The organism is Falsiroseomonas sp. E2-1-a20, assembly GCF_051433195.1.
Taxonomy (GTDB): Bacteria; Pseudomonadota; Alphaproteobacteria; order Acetobacterales; family Acetobacteraceae; genus Falsiroseomonas.
The window spans coordinates 113,165-134,714 of the sequence record NZ_JBHMFT010000016.1; the positions used below are offsets into that span (position 1 = coordinate 113,165).

Consider the following 21,550-nt stretch of genomic DNA (forward strand, 5'->3'; position numbering starts at 1 on the left):
GGCTTTGTGCCGTTTGCCTCAGACGTTCGGCGCGACCGAACGCGCCGCTCAGGCCGCCTTGGCCGCCGCCCGCGCCATGAGCTTCTCTTCCTCGGTCCAGACTTTGCGCTCGCGCTTTTCCTGCGGCTTGATGTCCTTGACCGGCGCGCCACCCAGCACGGGCGGGCGCATGGTGGAATTCCGCGCCGCATCCGAATGCCACGGGTGATCGACCTGCACGGTCAGGGGGCGACCGATTTCCCGCTCCACATCACGCAGCCAGGCACGCTGTTCGGCGTCGCACAGCGTGATGGCGAAGCCGCCGCGTCCGGCGCGCCCGGTGCGACCGATGCGGTGAACATAGCTTTCCGGCAGGCTCGGCAGGTCGTGGTTGAAGACATGCGTGACGGTGTCGACGTCGATGCCGCGCGCCGCGATATCCGTCGCCACCAGGACCTGCACGGTGGCACTCCGGAAGGCGTTCAGCGCGCGCTCCCGCTGGCCCTGCGATTTGTTGCCGTGCAGGGCTTCGGCCGTGATGCCCGCCTCGTTGATGAAGGCGCAGACCTCGTTGGCGATGGTTTTCTGCAAGGTGAAGACCACGACCTGCCCGATCCCGGGCGTCCGCAGCAGTGCCAGCAGCGCGGCCCGCTTGTCGGCCGCATCAACGAACATCACCGACTGTTCGATCCGGTCCACGGTGGTCGATGGCGGCGCGATCTCCACCTTCGCCGGATCGCGCAGCAGGCTCTCGGCCAATGAGGCGATGGATTTCGGCATCGTCGCCGAGAACAGCAATGTCTGCCGGTCCTTCGGCAGCGTCGCGACGATGCGCTCGATCGGCCTGGCGAAGCCCATGTCGAGCATCTGGTCCGCCTCATCCAGCACCAGCGCTTCAACCTGCGACAGGTGGCAGAGGCCCTGGTCGATCAGGTCCAGCAACCGGCCCGGCGCGGCGACGATGATGTCCACGCCACCCTTGAGCGCATGGACCTGGTGAACCTGGCTGACGCCGCCGAAGATCGTCGTCACGCTGGGCTGCTGGTGGCGTCCGAAGCTCTCGAAGCCGCTGGCGATCTGGGAGACCAGTTCGCGCGTGGGGGCCAGGACCAGGACTCGGGCGCCGCCCCTGGGTGCCGGGCGAGGCGCAGCCGCAAGGCGGTGCAGCAGCGGCAGTGCGAAGGCGGCGGTCTTGCCGGTGCCGGTCTGGGCCAGGCCGAGCAGATCGCGGCCCTCCAGCAGCATCGGGATCGACCGGGCCTGGATCGGGGTGGGCGTGGCGTACCCTTCCTCGGCCAGCGCGCGCAGCAGGGGCGGCGCGAGGGAGAGTTCGGCAAACGTCGTGGACATGGTGAAGCGGCGCCTCCGGCGCTCGATAAAGCTGCGCCGGTTGGGGGCTTCGCTGGTTTGAAGGCGCGCCTTTACGGGCGATGCTGCACTGCGTCAACGCAGAGATGAGGGGCAGTGGCACGCGCGGCAGGGCAGGGGTGAAACTGGCGGATGGGATGACCGCCAAACCTCCCCGCAGGGTCGAAGTCCTGGCTGTTCCGCTACACCCTGGCAGGCAGGTCGCGGGAGGCCGATTTCATGGGCGAAGCCAGAGACCGGCGCCTGTGTGAAGATGCGCGTGCTGGCGGTGCTGCGCTACGCCCGAGCGGCTGGGCAGCGTCCCACCGGCAGCAGCGCCGCCGACATGGATGAAGCGCTGCGCACCCTCTTGCCGAAGTCGGCACCGCTGAAGCGCGCGGCGGGGTCCACGCCGACAGCCGCCGTCCATCGCGTCATCGCTGATGCCGACCATGATGCCGGCCCGAAGCTCCCTGCTCCGCACCGACCCAGCACATCTGCCCACCGCGCCGGAAGGCGGGCCTCGTCGCCGCGCTTACGGTCAAACAGCCCGAGAAGTTGCGTGGACCCCGGACCAGAGACAGGGGCGGGACCACACAGGCCAACTCTCTCATCACACGCGGATCCCGGGCGGGGGAAAAGGTCACGTCGCCGACCGGAGCGACCAGCTATCTCGAACCCATCGGCTAGGCCGGCCTCGATCCCGCGCTGGACATGTCATCGAACGAGCCTGGCGCACTGAGAACCACGCGATCCCGCCCGCTGTGCTTCGCGGCATAGAGGGCGGCATCGGCCCGATGAAGCATGTTCTCTGGCGTTGCACCGCCCACGGCGACACCAACGCTGGCGGTCATGCTGATCTCGCCAGCAAGGATTCTGATCTGGGAACGGGCAATGGCGGAGCGCAGTTCCTCCGCGACGGCGAAGGCCTCGTCCTCACGCGTTGATGGCAAGATCACCAGGAATTCCTCTCCGCCCCAGCGAGCCACGGCTCCGCGCTGACCCAGTGTGTCGTGGCAAACAGCAACCAGAGCGCAGAGCGCCGTGTCGCCGGCGTCATGGCCGTGGTGGTCGTTGATGGCCTTGAAGTGATCGATGTCGAGCATCAGCACACCAGGGCGTCGCCCATCCACCGGCACCCGACGAAAGGCCTCGGTCAGAAGGGCTTGACCGGAACGGCGGTTGAGGGCGCCGGTCAAGGGGTCAGTGGTGGCCAAGCGGCGAAGCTCATCCTCCATCCGCTTACGCTCGGTCATGTCGCGTGAAACCGCGACAAAGCCGCGCACGGCGCCTTCCACATCCGGCAGTGCCGTCAGCACCGTGTTGGCCCAAAGGCGGGAGCCATCGCGGCGCAGGCGCCAGCCCTCCATTTCCACCGAACCGGTGGCTCGGGCGCGGGCCAGCATGCTCTCCATGCGGCCAGCACCACGCTCTTCCTCGATGAAAAACATATCGATCGGGCGCTGCGCCACATCCTCCGGCAACCAGCCGCCGAATCGCTGCAAGGACTGGTTCCACTCGTCCACGAGACCATGTGGATCCACGGTGTAGATGGCGTAGTCGCGGACATTGTCGAAGATGGCGCGAAAGCGTTGGCGGTCAGCGTAGATTTGGCGTTCCTGTTCGACCAGCGCGGTGACGTCGTCGAGCACAACCAGGTTGGTGCCGCCATGCGTGCGGTGCGCCGTCACCGAAAGGACGGATGAGCGCGTGCCGCGCGTCACTTCGCAGCGCTGATGATCCAGCATGATGCCGGATTGCGCGGTGAACTCATGGACCTGACGGGCCAAGTCCGGCACCAATGGCGACAGCGCGGAGAAGGCATTCGACAGGTCGCCATTTGGTGCCAACGGCATCAGCAGCTGCACAGCCAGTGGATTGGCGATCTGCACGGTTCCGTCCATGCCGAACTGCATCAATCCGACGGGCACAATGTAGAGAAATTCTGTCAGCGCCTCCAACGCATCGGGCTTGTTTTCAGACAACATGAGCCTTGCGCCTCTGCACCAGCAGATACATGCGTGCTGCGTTTGGATGCTTCAGCATTCGCAGATGCACCTGCGTGGGCACCATGCGGAGTGTGAAGACGTAGTCTATGGTCTGATCCAGATCCTGCTCAGCCTCGAAGAGCTGGGCGACCAGATAGTTGTTCGTGCAAGGCGCAACCGAACTGAAGAAGTGGCGGCCGATGACACGTGCCGCGGTGAGGCCTGACATGGCAGCCTCGGCCTGATTGTAGGCGACGACTTTGCCATCCGAGGTCATGGCAACGACCCCGAAGGAAAGCGCGTCCATCTCGGTGGCGCTTGCGCTTTCGAGCCAGTCAAGGAGGTCAGGTACGGAGAATGTCAACTGCATCCCGAACAAAAGCATACCAGAACTTGTTGTGCAAGTATTTATGCGGAATTACAGGTATCGCTCATTTATCGAAAGCTCAAGATCTGATTCGTCAGGCAGTGGCAGGAGGCGATCGACCGCGCCGGTTTAAGCTCATTGAATGCTGCAGGTCGCCGCGGTCAACCGCGCCCTGCGCGTCCTCCGACTGCGGGTTCCAAAGGACCCCCGCAGCGCGGGCCGCAGTTACGTAGATGAAGGGCTTGGTGTGGGCGGAGCGGCGCCGGTGGCCTGTTGGATGACCTGGGATAGGTCTTCCGCTGAGTAGGGCTTGTGAAGCAGCGGATATCTGTAGCGCCCCTCCTCCGCCAGGACATGGCTGTAGCCGCTGGTCAGCACCACCGGTAGCTCCGGCCTCCGTGTGCGAAGCAGATCCGCCAGTTCGATGCCGCTCATGCCCGGCATGACGACATCCGAGAAGACGACATCGTAGGCGCCACCGTCCTCGCCCAGCAGTCCGAGAGCCTCGGCGGCGCTCGTGGCAAGCGTTGTCTCGTGACCACTGTCGCGAAGAAGCAGTACTGCGAACTCGGCGACCTGCGCATCATCCTCGACGACCAGGACACGGCTACGCCACGATGTCCGCGGGCCTGCGGGACCGTTGATTTCAGGTGGAGCCAAGGCGGGTGGAGCGGACTGCGGCAGATAGAGGGTAAAGCATGCACCCTCGCCCAGACGGCTCGCGACATCCACGTCGCCACCCGACTGCTTGGCGAAGCCATATACCTGGCTGAGACCGAGGCCGGTTCCTTGACCTGTCTTCTTGGTGGTGAAGAACGGCTCAAACACCCTTCCCATCGTGTCCGCATCGATGCCGGCTCCTGTGTCGGTGATCGACAGGGCGACGTGGTCTTTGCTGAGCGGCTGGTGGGCGCGGATGGGAGGTAGCGCCGCCACAACGCGGATTGCGACGGTCAGCTTTCCCTCGCCTTCCATGGCATCGCGGGCATTCACCGCCATGTTGACCAGAGCGGTTTCGAACTGGCTCAGGTCGGCCTCCACGAAGCAGGGCGTCTCGGCAACATCGATCACGAGTTGAATGCGTACGCCGAGCAACGTCTGCAACATGCCGGCGATGCCGCGCACACGTCCGGCCGCATCGAATACTTCGGGCTTCAGCGCCTGGCGACGTGCGAAGGCAAGAAGCTGGCGGGTGAGCGCAGCAGCCCGCTCGGTCGTATCCACGATGGCATTGACATAACGGCGTCGGCGCTCCTCCGGAAGGTCATGCCGTCGCAGCAGTTCGGCGGAGGAACGGATGATCGTCAGGAGATTGTTGAAGTCGTGGGCAACGCCGCCGGTGAGCTGCCCCAGGGCGTCCAGCTTCTGGCTCTGGCGCAGTTGATCCTGTGCCTCGGTGAGCTCGGCAGCCCGCTCGGCAGCCCGTGCTTCCAGCGAGTCATTTAGCTCCCGAAGTTGAGCCTCGGCCTTGCGAGACGCTGTGATGTCGCGGGAGATGGAAAGCAGCTTCACCGGCACTTCATCTGGCCCGTTGATCGGCGTCACCACCACATCCCACCATCGCGGCGCTCCAGCCATCGTGGTGGCGAAGCCCTGGAAGCGTCCGGTCTCACCGCGCCTGGCCTCGGCGACCGCCGCCAGGGCCTTGGCATGCTCGTCGTCGCGCCAGAGGTCGGGCCAGCAGGCGCCTTCGACCGCGCCGAAATCGTCGACTTCCATGACCTGCATGCCGCCCTCGCTCATGAAGAGCACGCGGGCGTCGAGGTCGAGAACCTTGATGCAGTCAGCAGAGCTCTGGATGACACGGCGGCTGAACTCCTCACTGGCACGCAGGGCCGCCTCCGCCTGCACCCGCTCCGTCATGTCGATGGTCACCGAGAGAAGCGCGGGCGGGTGGCCGTGCTCACCATCCAGGCGCGTCAGACTGCAGTTGACAAAGACCAGCGCGCCATTGGGTTGGAGGTATCGCTTGTCGAAGGAGGCAGGCCTTCCGGTCTCGGCAATACGCGCCGACTGCTCCAGGCTGACGGCGACGTCATCCGGATGCGTCACCTCCGAGAAGTCCCTCGCAAGCAGATCTTCGCGCGGCCGACCCAGCATTCGGCAGAAGGCGTCGTTGACGCGCCGGAAGCGGCCATCCAGCGCAATTTCAGCAAGGCCGACCGCTGCGAGAGTGAAGATCGAGTTGAGGCGTTGCTCGCTCACCCGGAGGTCAGCCTCGGCAACGACGCGCTCGGTCACGTCCGAGCCCTCGACGAAGATGCCGGTGACGGCGCCGTCTGGATCGGTGACCGGCTGGTAGACGAGGTCGATAAAGCGCTGTTCGACCGCAGCGCCGGGCCTGCGCTGCAACCCAACCGGCACTGCGCGTCCGACGAAGGGCTCGCCGGTCGTAAAGACCGTGTCCAGCAGCTCGTGGTATCCTTGCCCCTCGAGTTCCGGCAGCGCCTCCCGCACCGAGCGGCCGACGACGCTGCGATGCCCCACGAGTTGCTCATAGGCCGGATTGACGAAGTCGAATCTCTGCGCGCGGCCGCTCAGCATCGCCATGAAGCTGGGTGCCTGCTCGAACATGCGCGAAAGGCGCTTGCGCTCCGCCACATCGCGGCGCTCGGCAAGTAGGCGCTCGGTGGTTTCGACGACGGTGACGAGGATGCTCGCGACCGCACCGCGCTCATCGCGAAGCGGGCTGTAGGTCAGGTTGAACCAGGCATCCTCCTGCTGGCCGCTACGCTCAATGATCAGCTTCTGGTTCTCGAAGGACCGGGCTTCGCCGTTGAACACAGCAGCAAAAATCGGTGCGTTGAAGGCCCAGACCTCCGGCCAGCAGAGACGATTCGGCTGGCCCAGACCCGCGGGATGCTTTGGGCCCATGATCTGGGCGTAGCTGTCATTGTAGATCTGGACGAGTTCGGGACCGCAGAGCAGGACCATGGCCATCGGCGAGCCGAGCACCAGGTCGACCGTCGCGCGCAGGCCGGACGGCCAGGCCTCGCACGGGCCGAGCGGGGTCGACGACCAGTCATGGGTGCGAATCAGCGCCCCCATCATGCCACCGGCGATGGGAAAGCCGGAGGAATTCATGGTGTAGGCTGCATCGTGCTGCATGATCTGGCCGTATCCTCCATTCTCGGCGATTTTCGTTCCCCGTACGAACCATGCCTGTGGTCGTCCCGGTGCAGTCGGGTCGTGGTGGCCTGTTCTGGCATCGCCGGAATGACGGCGGGGCAGGCTGAGCCGGCGTCCTGCTCAGGGAGCGGGACCGAACAGGCTGGAATGTGCCCATCCCAACGCCGTTTGGCCGTCGCCGAGATGGATCCAGCCGCCGGGTGCCTGGCCGAGCACAACGAAGCTGCGCCCTCGCGGCGCCGTCCATAGGATGGCCGCGCTGCCGGCTGGCGCCGCCCGTACGTGCACGGGTGTGACCACCAGGACGCGAGCCGCCGGCGCGGCAGCAGCCTCTGCATCCACTTGCTTGGCTGCCGTGGCCGGGATCACCTCGGCGCTATCGCCGCTTGCAATCAGTGGGGCGCGGCAATAGCGGAGGCCTGGGCCCTGCTGTGAGCCGCCCCGGCCGAGGCCCGGTCCGGCCTCCAGGATGACCATGGCGGGACGGGTCTGCGGAACGGCCTGCCCGTCCTGCACCGCGGCGGCCCGAGCGGCTGCGGTGGGCTGGTTCAGGACAACGCGCGCGACGACCTGCATGGCCTCCGCGCCCGGTATCGGCAGCAGTCCGCAGACCACGAGCTCATCCACCATGGCCAGCGGATAAAGCTGGATGCTGGATAGATGGCCTTCCACCCTTGCGTCGCGCAGATGCGCCCGGACGGCGGCCACCGCGACCTCCTCCTGCCGCAGGCTCAGGCCGCTCTCGCCGCGCTGCACGGTCGCCGGGACGGGATCGGCCGCCGCGGCGCCGCGTGGGTCGCGGCGGTCCCAGCCCAGGACCAGCGCAGCCGCGCTGCCGGCCGCCAGCGCCGTTAGGCCAACAAGAGTCTTCGTTGCTGCATGGGGGGCCATGGATCGCGGGCGTCCTCAGGGTTTGCTGGTGATGCAAGCTGCAGGGGTCGCCAACGGAACTCGCCGAAGCGGTCCAATGACCCGGACAGTCGAAGATCGGCTGGTGCAAGAAGCTGCCTGGCCGCTTCGAATGCCGGATTATATTTAAGGTAGTCAAAAAAGCAAGTTGTTTTATTTGAAGGCTAAAACAGGTCCAAATAGTCCGCATCATCGGGGTGAGAACATGCTGGAATGATGTTCTTGGCCGCCCCCGTTTTATTTGCGAAGACATTGTCGGTTGGTTATCGGAACAACAGGGCGTGCTTCGCTGGGCGGCCGGTGTCAGGAGAACGACCTGGCCCAGAGCCCGCTTCGGAATAGCGCCGGACTAGGTTGGGGAGCCCGGGTGCCGGGTGATGTAGCCTCGCCGCGGCGGGTAACGGGGAGGCGGCCTTGGACACCGAGGGACGGGTCGCAGGCCATCACGCGCGCGACGGCCTGGAGGCGGCGATCCTGCGCGCGCTGGCCGACGCGGGGAAGGACCCGGAGCGGTTGGCGCCGGAGGACTTGGCGCCGCTGGAGGAGTGCCACACCGGCGGACGGCAGCCCACATCGACCTTGCGGCGCAGATGGGCCTGCGGCCGGGCCTGAGCCTGCTCGACGTGGGCTGTGGCATCGGCCGTCACCTCGCCCGTGCCCACGGCTGCCGGGTGACCGGTGTCGACCTGACCGAGGCGTATGTCGCGGTCGCTGAGGCGCTGACCCGGCGGGTCGGCCTGCAGGGAGCGATCTCATTCCGCCACGGCTCCGCGCTCGCTCTGCCCTTCACCGACGGCGCCTTCGACGGGGCCTACATGCTGCACGTCGGCATGAACGTGCCCGATAGATCGGCGCTGTTCGCGGGCGTGCGCCGCGTGCTCCGGCCCGGCGCGGTGTTCGCGGTTCATGACGTGATGCGCCTCGCACCCGGCGCGCTCGACTTCCCCCTGCCATGGACCTCGGGGCCGGAGGCCAGCTTCGTCGAGTCTCCCGCGGCCTACCGGCGCCGGAGCAGGACGGCGGCCGCGGCAGGAAACCGGTCGTGCGTGGTCCTGGTCCGCCCCGCTTACGGAGAATCCTGCCCCGCGTCCTATGGCGCGGCCCCCGACAGCGCTTCAATCCCACCTCGGCCCCGAGTTGGGTCCTGACCTTCGGCCCGGTGCTTACGCCGTGAAGCGGTCCCTCTTCATTCGTAGCGTAACGATGACACCCTCCGCCGACCAGTCGAACGCCACGGAGCCGCCAAGCTGGTGGGACATGCTTCGGACGACCATCTTGCTTCCGAAGCCCAAGGGCTGCGAAGGCGCCACGACCGGAGGGCCGCCCCGTTCGGTCCAGACGATAGCCACCTCATCGGCTCCCGTGGTGCAGGAGATGTCGAGCGTGCCGGTTGGCACCGAGATTGAGCCGTATTTCAGCGAATTGGTCGCCAGTTCGTGGACAACCAGGGAAAGCGTCGTGGCCGCAGTTTCGTCGAGGCTCATCTTCGGCACCGAGACACGGATGCGTGGATGGAAGGCTCCCGTGTCTTCGTAGGGCACGAGCAGTACTGTGAGGAGGTCGCCGAGAAGCGCCTTGTTCTCCTGGCCAGGATGACGGCGAATGAGGTCGTGGGCGCGTCCCAGCGCGGCCAGTCGGTGCGTGAGGTCACGGATGACCTCCGCCGCCGTCGTCGTCGCAGAAGACGATGTGATCCTGGCAAGGGCCGAGGCGATGGCCAGCAAATTCTTGACCCTGTGGCTCATCTCGCCCGCGAGTAGTTCGTGGGCTTCCTCGGCCTGCTTGCGTTGGGTCACGTCAAGGAAGATGCCGAACATGACCCGGCCGATCATGCCTGCATCGTTGCCGCGACCCCGCGCAGAAATCCATCGGATCTCTTCGCCCAGCATGATGCGGAAGTCCGTCTCGTAGGCGCCCTTGAGCGCGCGGGTCGCAGCGAAGGCTGACCTCACTCTGTCGCGGTCTGCAGGATGGATGCAGGCAGACAGATCCTCGAAGGTGACCGGACCGTCGCTGGGAACCCCCCACATGTCGAACGCGCGCTCGTCCATGGTAATCTGGTCGGTGTCGACGTTCCATGACCACAAGCCGACCCCAGCGGCATCGGTGGCAAATCGAAGGTCTTTCGCCTCCCATGTTCGCGGACTTGTAGGTTCAGATGACATTATGCTGGGGTCCCTTGTCGTGCACGCAAACTAAATCGGATGCGGCATTGACACCTGGTGGAATGTTGAAACCCATCGTGCTGAATGACAGGTCGATGTGCTCCGCCAGATGCGCCGTTACCGGCTTCCACGGAAAAGGATTCGGTTCTGCCTTGCGGCCCCGAAAGCGGACTCAGCCAGGAACCTCTGGGGTCCTATGGTGTTCCGCGAGGACTGTCAGCGGCAGCTCGATCCTGCTTCGAAACCCGGTCTCGCAGAAGTCGGCCTCGATAGTACCATCGAGATCATGGCGCACCTGCCGCTCGATCAGATCGGAACCAAAGCCCCGCCGCTCAGGCTGCATGATCACCTTTGGTCCCCCGGCTTCCGACCATCGCACAACCAGCCGTGCCGCAGCGCCAAGGCCCTCCATTGACCATTCGATGGTGACGCGGCCGCTCTCGGTCGAGAGGGCGCCATGCTTGGCGGCATTCGTCGCCATCTCGTGCAGGATCATACCCATGGACAAGGCTGCCTTTGGTGACAGCCAGATCCGCGGACCCCGGGTCACAAGGCGGCCGTGTCCCACCGCATAGGGCTGCAGTTCCTTCTCGACCAGGTCCAGCAGCGATACGTCGCTCCAGCCGCCAAGCGAGACCAGCTCGTGCGCCCTGGCCAGTGCCCGGATACGACCGTTGAAGGTCACGCCGAAGTCCTTCAGACTGGTGGCTCGGCGTAGGGTATGCGCGGCGACGGCGGCGACCACCTGCAGCATGTTTCGCACGCGGTGGTTCAACTCGTCCACGAGCGTACCGAGCAGCTCGCCTTCCACCACCTGAGTGATGTCAAAGAAGGTGACGATTACCCCGTCTACCGCTCCCTCCGCGGTCGTGTAGGGCAGCATTCGCATGAGGTAGTGCGCGCCGCCACCACGGGCAATGACGCGGCGCTCCACGGGCACCCGTGTACTCAGGACGCGGCGTGCCTCCTGTGCGAAATCCACGCCCTCGACGTGGCTGGCGAAGCTGCTGAGGGGGCGGCCGCGGTCGGATTGGACCAGATCAAAGATCCCGGTAACCGCGGGCGTGAAGTTCCGGATCATGAGATTTCGGTCGACAAACACGGTAGCGACCTGCGTGCTGTCGAACAGATTCCGCAGGTCGGCATTGGCGACGTCCAACTCCTCGATCTTGGTGGAGAGTTCAAGGTTGGTGGTCCGCAGCTCCTCATTGACCGATTGAAGCTCCTCCTTCGAGGTCTCCAGCTCCTCGTTGATGGATTGCAGCTCCTCGTTGACCGAGACCATCTCCTCGTTGCCGGATTTCAGCTCCTCGGTCGCCGTCTCGTATTCCTCGGCCATCGACTGCAGGCGCTCGCGTGCATCGCGTAGGTCATGCTCCAGCAGTTCGATGGCGTGATCCCGCGACGTGTCGGTAGCACCAGGACTGGGGATGTCCTGCCGCGGCGCCGGCGGCTGGATGTCGGCAAAGACCACCATGAACAAGGGGTCGTTCCCATCGCGTGGCGGCAGCGGCGATACGGTGATTGCGACCGTCTGCCGCAAGCCGTTGAACTCGACTTGGACATCGGGACGGGTCGACGGGCGCCGCTGGTCGATCGCCTGCCGCAGCGCCGAGCGCAGATCCATCCGCAGACCACGCCGCGCCATCGCCAGGAGTTGCCGGCTGGGTGCCCCCGCCGCCGGTTCCAGATACTTCCCGAGATTGGCCGTCTGGTAGACGATGTCGCCCATGGTGTTCACCAGCAGGTGCGGCGGCGCGAAGTGTTCGGCTGCGAAGGCGTTGGCCATCTGATGCAGTTCGGCGACACCTCCCACCTGGCGCCGATATAGTGGTGCTGTGGAAGGCCAATTCCGCCGCACGTCATGTGCGACGGGCTGGACGCGGATCGGCAGATCCGGCACCGGGCCGTCCCGGCGCTGGAAGATCCGGTGCGCCTTGTCCTCCGGCTTGAACAGGTCGTCATGGCGGGTGGTGGTTTCCGACACGCCGAGGAACAGGTAGCCGCCGGGTCGCAGCGCATAGTGGAACAGCGGGATCACCTGCTCCTGTAGCTGGCCACCCATGTAGATCAGCAGGTTGCGACAGGACACCATGTCGATGCGCGAGAACGGCGCGTCACGGATGACGCTATGCGACGAAAAGACGCATAGGTCCCGCGTTTCCTTCGAAACCGAGTAAGTGGCGCCATCCGTAACGAAGAAACGATCCAGCCGCTCCTGGGAGACGCCGACCATCATCGAAGCCGGGTACCGGCCGCCGCGCGCCACCGAAAGCGCCGCCTCGTCGATGTCGGTGGCAAAGATCTGGACCCGCGGACCGTCGTTCCGACCGGCCATCTGCTCGCGAGCCAGGATGGCCAGCGAATAGGCCTCCTCGCCGGTGGCGCAGCCCGGCACCCAGATGCGCACGGTGTCGTCGGCGCCACGGCCTGCGAAGATGGCGGGGAAGACGCGCCTGGCCAAAGCCGAAAAGGCATTCACGTCCCGGAAGAAGCCGGTGACGCTGATGAGGAGGTCACGAAACAGCATCGCTGCCTCATCCTCATCCTGCTGTAGCAGGGCTATATATGTGGCGATGTGCTGGACCGCCCGGACCTGCATGCGGCGCTGTACGCGGCGGAAGAAAGTCTTGGCCTTGTAGCCGGCGAAATCGTGGCCGACCCGCATCCGCAGGATGGCGCTGATTTCGTCCTGACTGGCGGCGGTCTGGCTGGCGCTGTCCGTCCTTTGGTTGTCGTCGGCCAATAGGTCCAGCCCGTTCAGGTGCAGGCTCAGCTCCGCAAGGCGGACCGGGATCTGGGCGGAGGGCAGCACCAGGTCGATGACACCGCTCGCGACCGCACTGTTCGGCATACTGGGATAGCGTGGCACGGTGCCGTCGCTGCCTTGGGCAATGGTCAGCCCGCCATTTTCCTTGATGGCCTTGAGGCCGAGCGTGCCGTCGCTGCCGCTGCCGGACAGGACGACCCCGATGGCCATCTCGCCCTGGTCCTCGGCAAGGGATGCGAAGAACAGGTCGATCGGCTGGCGCTCGTGCTGTGCCTTAGGCTGTTGGCTTCGCAGCACAAGCTTGCCGCCTGAGAGGGTGATCAGGGCATCATTCGGCAGGACGTAGGCATGGCCCGGCTGGACCACCTCGCCATCCCTGGCCGGCACCACCGGCATGGCGGTGCATTCGCGCAAGATCGCGGGAAGCGCGCTCTCGTAGCTGGCACTGACATGCGTGACGACGATGAAGGCCATCGGCAAAGCAGGATTCGGCATGGCGCGGAACAGCACCTGCAGGGCTTCGACGCCGCCGGCCGAGGCGCCGATGCCCACGATCGAGAAGGCAGGTGTTTGTTCGGTCACGAGGCCAGCCAAAGGCAAGACCGCTGCCCTTTTGGCAGGATGACCATGCCGGGCATGTCCATGACCAAAACGCGGCTATCCCGGCTTGTCTCCTCGCCCGATTTCAGCAGGAGCCCCGCGCGGAGCCGCATATTATATTTATGTCGAAACGATTCATTTGGCACAGCCCGACGCTCCGTTCTTGCTCCCAGCTTGGCTCAGCCCTGGGAGTTTGGCGACGGTGCACCGATAGTCACGGCAGACCGCGGGATTCTACTTGTGTTAGTTTTGGATGGCCGGCCTGAAGATATGATCAGGCGCCATAAATCGGCTTACAACACAAATTGGGCCCGGAGTCCCTTGAGGTCAAAAATGAAAGAAGAACTGGCGCCCTTCATTGTCGCGATTGGCGCCTCTGGCGATGAGGGTTTGAACGATATCAAAGCCTTATTGGCTCTGCTTCCACATCCGATCAACGCCATCGTGATGGTCGTCCTGCATCGGCCGAGTGAGCGGATCAGCGCCCTGCGCGACGTGCTGGCCCACCGCACCTCCATTCCGGTGGTTGTGGCTGAGCAGGCGGAAACCTTGGAAAAAGGCATCTGCTACATCGGCGAACCCGATCAGCACCTCACACTCGGGTCACGCAGCAGCGTGGTCCTTGTCGACGGCAGCGACAACAGGCTTCGCAACCGAACCATCGACACGCTTTTCATATCTCTCGCCAAACATGCCGGGCGGCGGACGATCGGTGTGATCCTGTCAGGCTCGCTGGATGACGGGTCTCGGGGCCTCGCCGCGATCCACGAAGTCGGGGGCCTCACCATGGTGCTCGACCCGAAGCACAAGCCGCGCGGAATGCAGCAGAACGCCATCGACTATGACGGGCCAATCAGCGTCATCGGGACGGCCAAGCGTATTGGCGGCATCATCGGCCATCTGGTCTCCGAACCTGGCTTCGGCTTGCGCCATGCGAGGAAGAACGATTAATCGGGTCGCCGCGTGAGAAGCCGGGACGAGACCAGGCCCGCGCGCTCTTCACAATGTCGGTGTCGTTGGGACACCAGGCATGAAGGCCCGGCCCGGCCGCGCTGGATGAGCCCCTGCTGACGAAAATAAGCTGTGCCCGGCCTGCAACGCCGCCCCTGGGCCGCCGTTGGCTGCATCGTCGTCCGCACGGCGGATGCAGCGGTTCGCGCCGCGTCGAGGCCGGAGATGAAGAGAAGGCAACCGGGATGGCGGAACAGGTCCTGCGAATCGCGCTCGTCGCACACGACGCCAAAAAGGAGGCGCTGATCTCCTGGGCGCGTGCATGGCGCGAGGCGCTCTCGGGCCACCACCTCTGCGGCACCGGGACGTCGGCCGGGGAGGTCATGGAGGCCTGCCCTGAGTTGCGCGTGGAGGAACTGCTGAGTGGTCCAAAAGGCGGCGACCTCCAGGTCGGCGCCCGCATCGCCGCACGCGAGCTCGACGCGCTCGTGTTCTTCCCAGATCCGGAGTCGCCTCATCCGCACGAGGCGGATGTGCAGGCCCTGGTGCGCATCTCGCTGCTCGCCGACATTCCGCTTGCGCTCAACCGTGCATCCGCCGATCACCTGGCGGAAGCGATGTTCCTTGTCCGCGGCCAGGGATAAAGTCAGGTCGCGACGTTCAGGTCGAACGAACCACTGAGATTGATTCGTCCGACCTGATCCGCTGACTTGCATGGCTTGCTGCGTCTTCGGCAACAACGCGCCGCTTGCGCCGCTGTTGTCCCGCCGTCCGAAACTGGAGGACCGGCAGGCTGACTTCAGCGCTCCGAGCTTACCGAGCGAAGCTGCCGATTGCCACGCTTCCGGTCGGCCTGCTCGATCTCGACCTCGTCACGCCGGAGCGTCGCCTGCACCGTCTCAACGCGCTGCGTACGTTCGGTCCGCACCACAATCTCTTCCCGCAGACGCACGCGCTTCTCGACGGTCGGAACCTCCTCCGTCTCAACCACCTCGACCGTCAACTCGGTCAGGATTTCTCCCGTGACTTTGTCACTGACTGGCCTGCGGCGCTCCACGACGACCTTCTCGCTCTGCAGAGTGACCTGCCGCTCAACCGGGGTCTCGACGACGAAGCGGCGGATACGGGCCGTGCCACGGTTCTCCGTTCGCTTGCCAACCTCGAGGATCTCCTCACCGAGCGGGATCACCTCCTCCATCCCGGCAAGGCCCCGGGCTTCGGCAGCGTTACCGGTTGGCTGCCGGTTCTGCATTGCCCCAAGCCAAGGCCACATGAACATGTTCGTCATCGCCGCGGCTTGGGTCTGAGCACGTCGGCCTGCCTCGCCAGCAGGCGCTGCGGTGGCAAGACGAGTGGCCTCGCCAACGGCCTTGCTGGCTGCAGCAACAGGCCGCAGTGCCGCATCAACAACCCGGCGTGCGTCAGTGCGAGCACGCTGTTCAGCAGCAGCCTGCTCCCGCTCGGCCGTCGCAACCTCCTGCGCCCGCAGTTCCGCCTGCCGGGCAAGGAACTCGGCCTGCTCGCGCTCCCCACGGGCCTTGGCGCGCCGCTCTTCCGCTTCGTCCTGCTTTGCCTGTTCTGCCTCGGCAAGACCCGCTTCCATTTTTTCTGTGACAGCCTGCACCTGCTCCTCGCTCAGCGCCCGCTGCACAGCCGGAAGCAATTCCTTCTTCTCGTCGCGGGCGTGCTGACGGAACGTCTTCTGCAGATCAGCAAGCCGTTCAGCAAAAGCCGGGTCGTTCTTCGGCATGGCGTCCAGCTCGGAAAGCTTCGCGCGCAACTCCTTGTTGTCCCGGATTGCGTCAGCGACCAATTCCTTGGTTTCCGAGTTCTTCCTGAGGATCGGGAAGAGGTGCTGCTCCTCGAGGCCTGCGTGGAGCTCGAGCTCGGCCTTGAGGTCGGAAAAGAGCTTCTCCCTGGTCTTCACCGCACCATCCGAGGTTTCGGAGAGCTTGGCGAACAACTCGGTGGCTTTGGCTGGGCCAGCCTGCATGAGGGTTCTGAGCGTCATCGTATGTCCTAACTTTGAAATGATTGAGGCGTGTGATGTTGAATTCTGCTGCGACCTGCACGGTTCCTTAACTACCGGCATGCGTAACAGCACTGTTCGAGTGGATATTTTTTGCTGCACCGCAGCACGCCAACATCTGGACGAGCATAAGGTTGCATCGCTGCGACCGCGCCGTAGAATTTTAGACGTACTGCCGGAAGGCGCGGACGATGTGGTGACACTCAGACCGACATGCCGGCAGCCCGGCGAGCAGCGGCATGGCGCGGGGCTGTTCATGCGCCTCACTGGGCGCACTGTCGAAGCCGGCCGCGCGGCGCTTGCCGTCGGCAACTACCTGGGGCTCGAAGCCATGGCTGCCACCAGAGGGGACAAGCGCGTCACCCAAGCCCGTTGCGCAGCTGCGGCGGCTTTACCGCCGCAGCTGCCGCCTGCTGGGCCGCGGATCGATCACGGTGTCAGTTCAGCCCCAGGGAACGCTTCCATCGCGCTATCCGGCTTCGGTGGCACGACGAAGCTCATGTCGCGGGTAGGGTAAATCCGCCACTGGCCTCGTAGGTATCTGAAATGAAACCCCCGCTGGCGGATGGGGTGTCCGCCTCACTCGCGTCCTGCGGTATCCAGTCCCGTCCCAATCTCCACGGGCCCCATAGGGCATTTGCCTTCTGCGCGCTTCGTTCCGTCCCCGCGTGTTTCCGGTTGCGTCCCGCCAGTCCACAAGATATTTGTGGACGTGGTTGTGGACTGGAGGCGGAGCGGTGGCGAAGGCAGCGGGCAAGCTCAACGGCAAGCTGACAGCGATTGAGTGCAAGGCGCTGGTGGCGACCGGGAAGCCTGGCGCCCATGCCGATGGCGGCAACCTCTACCTGCGGATCGCGGGAGCGGCGGCGGGCAAGTGGACGCTGCGCTACATGCTGGCGGGCAAGGCCCGTGAGATGGGGCTGGGCGCCTATGACGCGGACGCCAAGCGCGGCCTGACGCTGGGGCAGGCCCGCGAGGCTGCCGCCGACGCTCAACGGATGCTGCGCGACGGTGTGGACCCGCTTGACCATCGCAAGGCTGCTGCCGAGGCGGAGGCCGCGCGGGCTGCCGCTGCCGTCGCCAAGGCGCACACCTTCCGCACCGTGGCCGAGTTGTACATCGCCGCCCACGAGGCCGGCTGGCGCAATCCGAAGCATCGGGCGCAGTGGCCGAGCACCCTTGGCGCCTACGCCTACCCGAAGATCGGAAAGAAGGCGGTGGGGGAGGTCACCACCGATGATGTGCTTGGGTGCCTCAACCCGATCTGGAACGCCAAGCCGGAGACCGCAACGCGGCTGCGCGGCCGGATAGAAGCGGTGCTGGACTATGCCGCCGCCCGCGGCTGGCGCACGGGGGAGAACCCGGCGCGGTGGCGCGGGCACCTGTCCAACCTGCTGCCCCGCCGGTCAAAGGTGGCGCGGGTTGAGCACCATGCCGCCTTGCCTTGGCAGGACATGGCGCCGTTCATGGCGCGGGTGCGGGCGCAGCCGGGCACCGCCGCTAAGGCGCTGCTGTTCTGCATCCTGACGGCAACCCGCACCACGGAAACGCTTGGCGCCCGCTGGTCGGAAGTGGACATGGGCGCTTCCGTGTGGGTGGTGCCCGGCGATCGCATGAAGGCGGGCCGCGAGCACCGCGTGCCGTTGTCTGCGGATGCGCTGGCCGTGCTGCGGAGCATGGAGGCGGAGCGGAGCGCGGAAGGTGAGGACTTTGTCTTCCCAGGTGCCCGTCCGAACCGGCCGCTGTCCTCCATGTCCATGCTCATGCTGCTGCGCCGGATGAAGCGCGGGGATCTGACGGTGCATGGCTTCCGGTCTGCCTTCCGCGACTGGTGTGAAGAAGCCACCAGCACGCCGCACGCGGTGGCGGAGGCCGCGCTGGCACACACCATTGGGGACAAGGTGGAAGCCGCCTACAGGCGCGGAGACCTGTTCCAAAAGCGGGCAAAGCTGATGGCGGAGTGGGCCGCCTTCTGCGCGAGGGCGCCGGGCGAGGCAGTCACATCGCTGATGTCGGAGGCTGCCAATAGCTGACCGGCCGCCCCATTACTGCGCGGAGACCACACACTCGCCGTGTTACCCGATCACGCCGCGATAATTGCAACGGACAGATGTAGCGAAAAGCGAAAATTCACACACATGTGATCTTGCGCAGGGTGTGCTTTCGTCAAACAGAGCAAGCGCAGGGCTGGGACGATCTGCAACGGTTCGCTCCACCGCGACACGCCCAATCACCGGCGGGCCGTACCAAAGAGAGACCCGCTCATGGCAAGCAACTCGCGCCACAGCTCGGCCGGCTCCTACGGCGACGTTCCTCAACTCGATCGAGCATCGGCATCCTCTGAACGAACCCCAGCTGCAATTGACGCAGTGCGCCGGGCTGGGGCCGACGGTAGCAACCCGGCGGAGGTAGAAGCCGCTGTCCGAGACCTGATCTTTGCTTGGCACTTAGATTGGGCACGCCGCATGCTCCGCAAAATCGGCGTGCTGCTCGCGGCATGCTGCGCCGTGGGTGCCGCGCCTGCTTCTGCCGCCGAGAGGCTCGTTCTCAACGATACGGATGGCCCAGTTGGCCTTCTCTCGACGCCACGGCGTTCGGAGCCCGTGCCAGCGGTAATCCTCGTACATGATAGCCTTGGGACGGATCGGCGCGCGGATCTGACGGTCCGGCAGCTTCGCGATGCGGGAGTAGCCACTCTCGAGGTCGAACTGTATGCCGTGTCCGCGGATGGCGCAGGCAGCACCGCGGCGTTCGATGTGCGGGCCGAGGCGGAGGTATTGGACCGCGCCCGACGGGCTCTCGCCGCACAGCCGGGCATTGACTCCACGCGCGTTGCCGCGCTGGGGTTCGGCAGAGGCGCGCATGCCCTGGCAGAGACGCAGGAGGGAAAGCAGCAGGACTGGTCGGCGCGCGTCTACCTCTATCCGGACTGCGCTGCGCTCGGCAGCGCGCTGGTGGCGGGCACGAGCACGTCCCGCGCGCCCTTGCTTCTGCTTCATGGCGATGTCGGCGCAGGCGATCCGCCGTGCGACTGCGTCAATGTCGCTAATCGCCTTGAGGAAGCGGGGGTGTCGGTCCGCATCATCCACTATCGAGGCGCGGCGCATGGATGGGACTTGCCGCCGATTGGCGAGCACTTGGTGTCGTTCCAGCCGGCGCCCGTTGGCCGTGGCACGCTCCGCACGGTTGCGTGGCCGGAACTGGCAGAGATGTCGGCCACTCAGACGGCGGGCTTCCTCGCCGCCGCCATGAATGGGCGACTGCGCCCTCATATCCACGCAGAACCGAACCTTAGGACTCCGCCCGGCTCACAGAGGACTTCCGGAAATTGTCAGTTGCACCCGGACCACTCCGCCACGCTGCGGGGAGTACGCGCGTGGTGACCTAGGCGCTGCGGACCAAGCTGCCGGCCTGACGCCACGTGCCCAAATTAGCGGCTCGCCTGCGGCTTATGCGCCAGCAGTCATCGTTGCGCTCTCGCAGCAGGGCGGTGGTGGCCGGCGCCTTTCTTGTCACGATGGTCGGCTTCGGCGCGATCTACTCGTATGCCGCCTTTGCAGAAGAGATCGCCTCCACCTTTGGTTCGTCTCGCGCCTCTGTCTCATTTGTCTATGCTCTAAGCGGTGGCACTTGCTTTTTTGTTAGCGCGGTGGCCGGGCGGTTAGCAGACCGCATCGGCGCCCGCGCTCTCGCCACGATGGGAATGCTGCTGGTCGGACTCGGCTTCCTGGTAGCTTCGGGGGCCTCCAGCATTACTCAGGTGTATGTCGGGTACGGCGTGCTGATCGGCGTTGGCTGCGGCTTCGCCTATGTCCCCGCGATCACTGCCGTACAGCGCTGGTTCGATACCCATCGTGGCCTTGCCTCGGGCATCGCGGTTAGCGGGATCGGCATCGGCACGGCGCTGGTGCCGTCAGCAGCCGACGCATTCTCGCATTTCGGCGATTGGCGCACCGCCTTCATCGCCTGCGGCCTGCTCGCAGCGCTGATCGGCGTATCAGGGGCTCTGCTGCTGGCTCCGTCTCCGGTGCAGCCTGCGTCAGAAATGCCGGCAAGTTTGGATCCGTTGCCTGAAACCGTGCCGACCCGCGACTTCGCGCTGACCTATGCCGGCACGCTACTGGTTTCCATGCCAGCAGTACTGCCACATGCGATGCTGGTCGGCACTGCGCGCGACATGGGTTTCGATCGGCACGCCGCTGTCGCGCTGCTCGGGCTGGTCGGCCTCGGCACCATCCTTGGCCGCTTTGTGCTAGCGGCACTAGCAGATGTGGTCGGTCGGCGCGGTGTGTTCCTACTGTGCTGCGGCGGGATGTCCTCCTCAATGCTGCTGTGGGCCATCGCCGAGGACGAATCGACGCTGCAGATCTTCGCCCTTATGTTTGGGGCGCTGCAAGGCGGCTTTGTCGCGCTGTTGCCCGCCTTCGTCGCCGACAGCTTTGGCACACGCAGGCTTGGCGGCGTGCTTGGCATGCTCTACACCGCTCGCGGCATTGCGTTGCTTTCAGCACCTCCGTTGCTAACTATTGGCGTCGCAATACTCCCCGGCCATACAGTCCCGCTCGCCATAACGACCGTCGTGGGCACAGCCGGCACCATTCTTTTCGCCGCGGTCAGGCGCGGACGAATTCGTCAGTGCTGAACGCAAACATTCCATACCGCCACTCCGTCGCCAGCGACCTACCTCCCTGCTGCCGCAGCCTCACCGAGAGTGCGTGTAAGGCAACGATTTCGGTGTGAGATAGGTCGCCATCGCCTCGATCATCGGGAGCTGCAAGCTGTCCACCGAAGCCCTGGCTATGCTGCACGCGATGGAGGCGACCCGCCCGAACGAAGGTGACGGCTACATCTTCCGGCGCTGTGGCGGGAAGCCGCTTTTATCCATGGCCATGCTCATGCTGTTGCGGCGCATGAAGCGGGATGACCTGACCGTGCACGGCTTCCGTTCAGCCTTCCGAGATTGGTGCGAGGAAGCCACCAGCACGCCCCACGCGGTTGCGGAGGCGGCGCTGGCACCACCAATCGGGGACAAGGTGGAAGCTGCCTACAGGCGCGGCGACCTATTCCAGAAGCGAGTAAAGCTGATGGCGGAGTGGGCCGCCTTTTGCGCCAAGGCACCAGCTGAGATCGTCGCACCGATGCTGAGCCGCTTGGCGGCAGCCAGTGGTTGACTAGCTGAAGCACCATGACGGAGCTCGAGGTGCGGAAGATGACGAAGGAGGGCTACGCGAAGAACGACCAAAAGTTGCAGCAGAAGGCGCGGAGCGCGCTGGAGACGTTGCAGCGGCTGGGGAATTTGCAGGATCGAGAACGCGC

The 21,550-nt window shown here is 65.2% G+C and carries 17 protein-coding genes; 9 read left to right on the top strand and 8 right to left on the bottom strand.

From position 1 onward, the window contains the following. Positions 1-48: 48 nt before the first annotated feature. From ACFHPP_RS19375 to ACFHPP_RS19395, 5 genes are all read right to left on the bottom strand, one after another. The gene (locus ACFHPP_RS19375) at positions 49-1,329 is read right to left on the bottom strand and encodes a DEAD/DEAH box helicase (protein WP_437164874.1); all 1,281 of its coding nucleotides are present in this window, start codon (positions 1,327-1,329) and stop codon (positions 49-51) included. A gap of 683 nt (positions 1,330-2,012) precedes the next feature. Then, positions 2,013-3,314, bottom strand: coding sequence for a sensor domain-containing diguanylate cyclase (locus tag ACFHPP_RS19380; RefSeq protein ID WP_437164875.1), 1,302 nt, complete (start codon positions 3,312-3,314; stop codon positions 2,013-2,015). Further along, positions 3,304-3,684, bottom strand: a complete 381-nt coding sequence (locus tag ACFHPP_RS19385; protein ID WP_437164876.1) for a PAS domain-containing protein — start codon at positions 3,682-3,684, stop codon at positions 3,304-3,306. Before ACFHPP_RS19385 ends, ACFHPP_RS19380 begins: the two co-directional genes overlap by 11 nt. 222 nt (positions 3,685-3,906) lie before the next feature. Continuing rightward, positions 3,907-6,789, bottom strand: coding sequence for a PAS domain-containing protein (locus ACFHPP_RS19390; protein WP_437164877.1), 2,883 nt, complete (start codon positions 6,787-6,789; stop codon positions 3,907-3,909). A 141-nt stretch (positions 6,790-6,930) separates the two neighbouring features. Further along, positions 6,931-7,701, bottom strand: coding sequence for an SH3 domain-containing protein (locus tag ACFHPP_RS19395; RefSeq protein WP_437164878.1), 771 nt, complete (start codon positions 7,699-7,701; stop codon positions 6,931-6,933). Positions 7,702-8,133: 432 nt separating this feature from the next. Between ACFHPP_RS19395 and ACFHPP_RS19400 the strand changes: the two genes are divergently transcribed. Together ACFHPP_RS19400 and ACFHPP_RS19405 are read left to right on the top strand one after the other, a co-directional pair. Then, positions 8,134-8,331, top strand: a complete 198-nt coding sequence (locus tag ACFHPP_RS19400; protein WP_437164879.1) for a hypothetical protein — start codon at positions 8,134-8,136, stop codon at positions 8,329-8,331. Continuing rightward, positions 8,310-8,867, top strand: coding sequence for a class I SAM-dependent methyltransferase (locus tag ACFHPP_RS19405; RefSeq protein WP_437164880.1), 558 nt, complete (start codon positions 8,310-8,312; stop codon positions 8,865-8,867). Before ACFHPP_RS19400 ends, ACFHPP_RS19405 begins: the two co-directional genes overlap by 22 nt. Before the next feature lie 15 nt (positions 8,868-8,882). Here the strand turns inward: ACFHPP_RS19405 and ACFHPP_RS19410 are convergent, their stop codons facing one another. After that, positions 8,883-9,770 carry a sensor histidine kinase gene (locus ACFHPP_RS19410; protein WP_437164881.1) on the bottom strand — a complete coding sequence of 296 codons (888 nt, stop codon included), beginning with the start codon at positions 9,768-9,770 and terminating at the stop codon, positions 8,883-8,885. A gap of 286 nt (positions 9,771-10,056) precedes the next feature. Continuing rightward, entirely contained in the window at positions 10,057-13,236 is a 3,180-nt protein-coding gene (locus ACFHPP_RS19415) for a chemotaxis protein CheB (protein ID WP_437164882.1), read from the bottom strand. A gap of 351 nt (positions 13,237-13,587) precedes the next feature. Here ACFHPP_RS19415 and ACFHPP_RS19420 point away from each other — a divergent pair, with 351 nt between their 5' ends. Continuing rightward, positions 13,588-14,205, top strand: a complete 618-nt coding sequence (locus ACFHPP_RS19420) for a chemotaxis protein CheB (RefSeq protein WP_437164883.1) — start codon at positions 13,588-13,590, stop codon at positions 14,203-14,205. A 245-nt stretch (positions 14,206-14,450) separates the two neighbouring features. Continuing rightward, positions 14,451-14,849 (top strand): methylglyoxal synthase, encoded by a 399-nt coding sequence (locus tag ACFHPP_RS19425; protein WP_437164884.1) that lies wholly within the window; start codon positions 14,451-14,453, stop codon positions 14,847-14,849. Between the two features lie 155 nt (positions 14,850-15,004). Here the strand turns inward: ACFHPP_RS19425 and ACFHPP_RS19430 are convergent, their stop codons facing one another. Further along, positions 15,005-16,216, bottom strand: a complete 1,212-nt coding sequence (locus tag ACFHPP_RS19430) for a DUF2382 domain-containing protein (protein ID WP_437164885.1) — start codon at positions 16,214-16,216, stop codon at positions 15,005-15,007. Here ACFHPP_RS19430 and ACFHPP_RS19435 point away from each other — a divergent pair. The 5 genes from ACFHPP_RS19435 (at position 16,197) to ACFHPP_RS19455 (ending at position 21,405) form a co-directional block, all read left to right on the top strand. Beyond that, positions 16,197-16,751, top strand: a complete 555-nt coding sequence (locus ACFHPP_RS19435) for a hypothetical protein (protein ID WP_437164886.1) — start codon at positions 16,197-16,199, stop codon at positions 16,749-16,751. The genes ACFHPP_RS19430 and ACFHPP_RS19435 overlap by 20 nt on opposite strands. Before the next feature lie 220 nt (positions 16,752-16,971). Beyond that, on the top strand, positions 16,972-18,267 hold the full coding sequence (locus ACFHPP_RS19440; protein WP_437164887.1) for a tyrosine-type recombinase/integrase: 1,296 nt from the start codon (positions 16,972-16,974) through the stop codon (positions 18,265-18,267). A gap of 432 nt (positions 18,268-18,699) precedes the next feature. Beyond that, a complete protein-coding gene (locus ACFHPP_RS19445) occupies positions 18,700-19,617 on the top strand; it encodes a dienelactone hydrolase family protein (RefSeq protein WP_437164888.1) in 918 nt (305 codons plus the stop codon). Between the two features lie 110 nt (positions 19,618-19,727). Beyond that, on the top strand, positions 19,728-20,876 hold the full coding sequence (locus tag ACFHPP_RS19450) for an MFS transporter (RefSeq protein WP_437164889.1): 1,149 nt from the start codon (positions 19,728-19,730) through the stop codon (positions 20,874-20,876). A 157-nt stretch (positions 20,877-21,033) separates the two neighbouring features. Continuing rightward, a complete protein-coding gene (locus tag ACFHPP_RS19455) occupies positions 21,034-21,405 on the top strand; it encodes a hypothetical protein (protein WP_437164890.1) in 372 nt (123 codons plus the stop codon). Positions 21,406-21,550 lie beyond the last annotated feature (145 nt).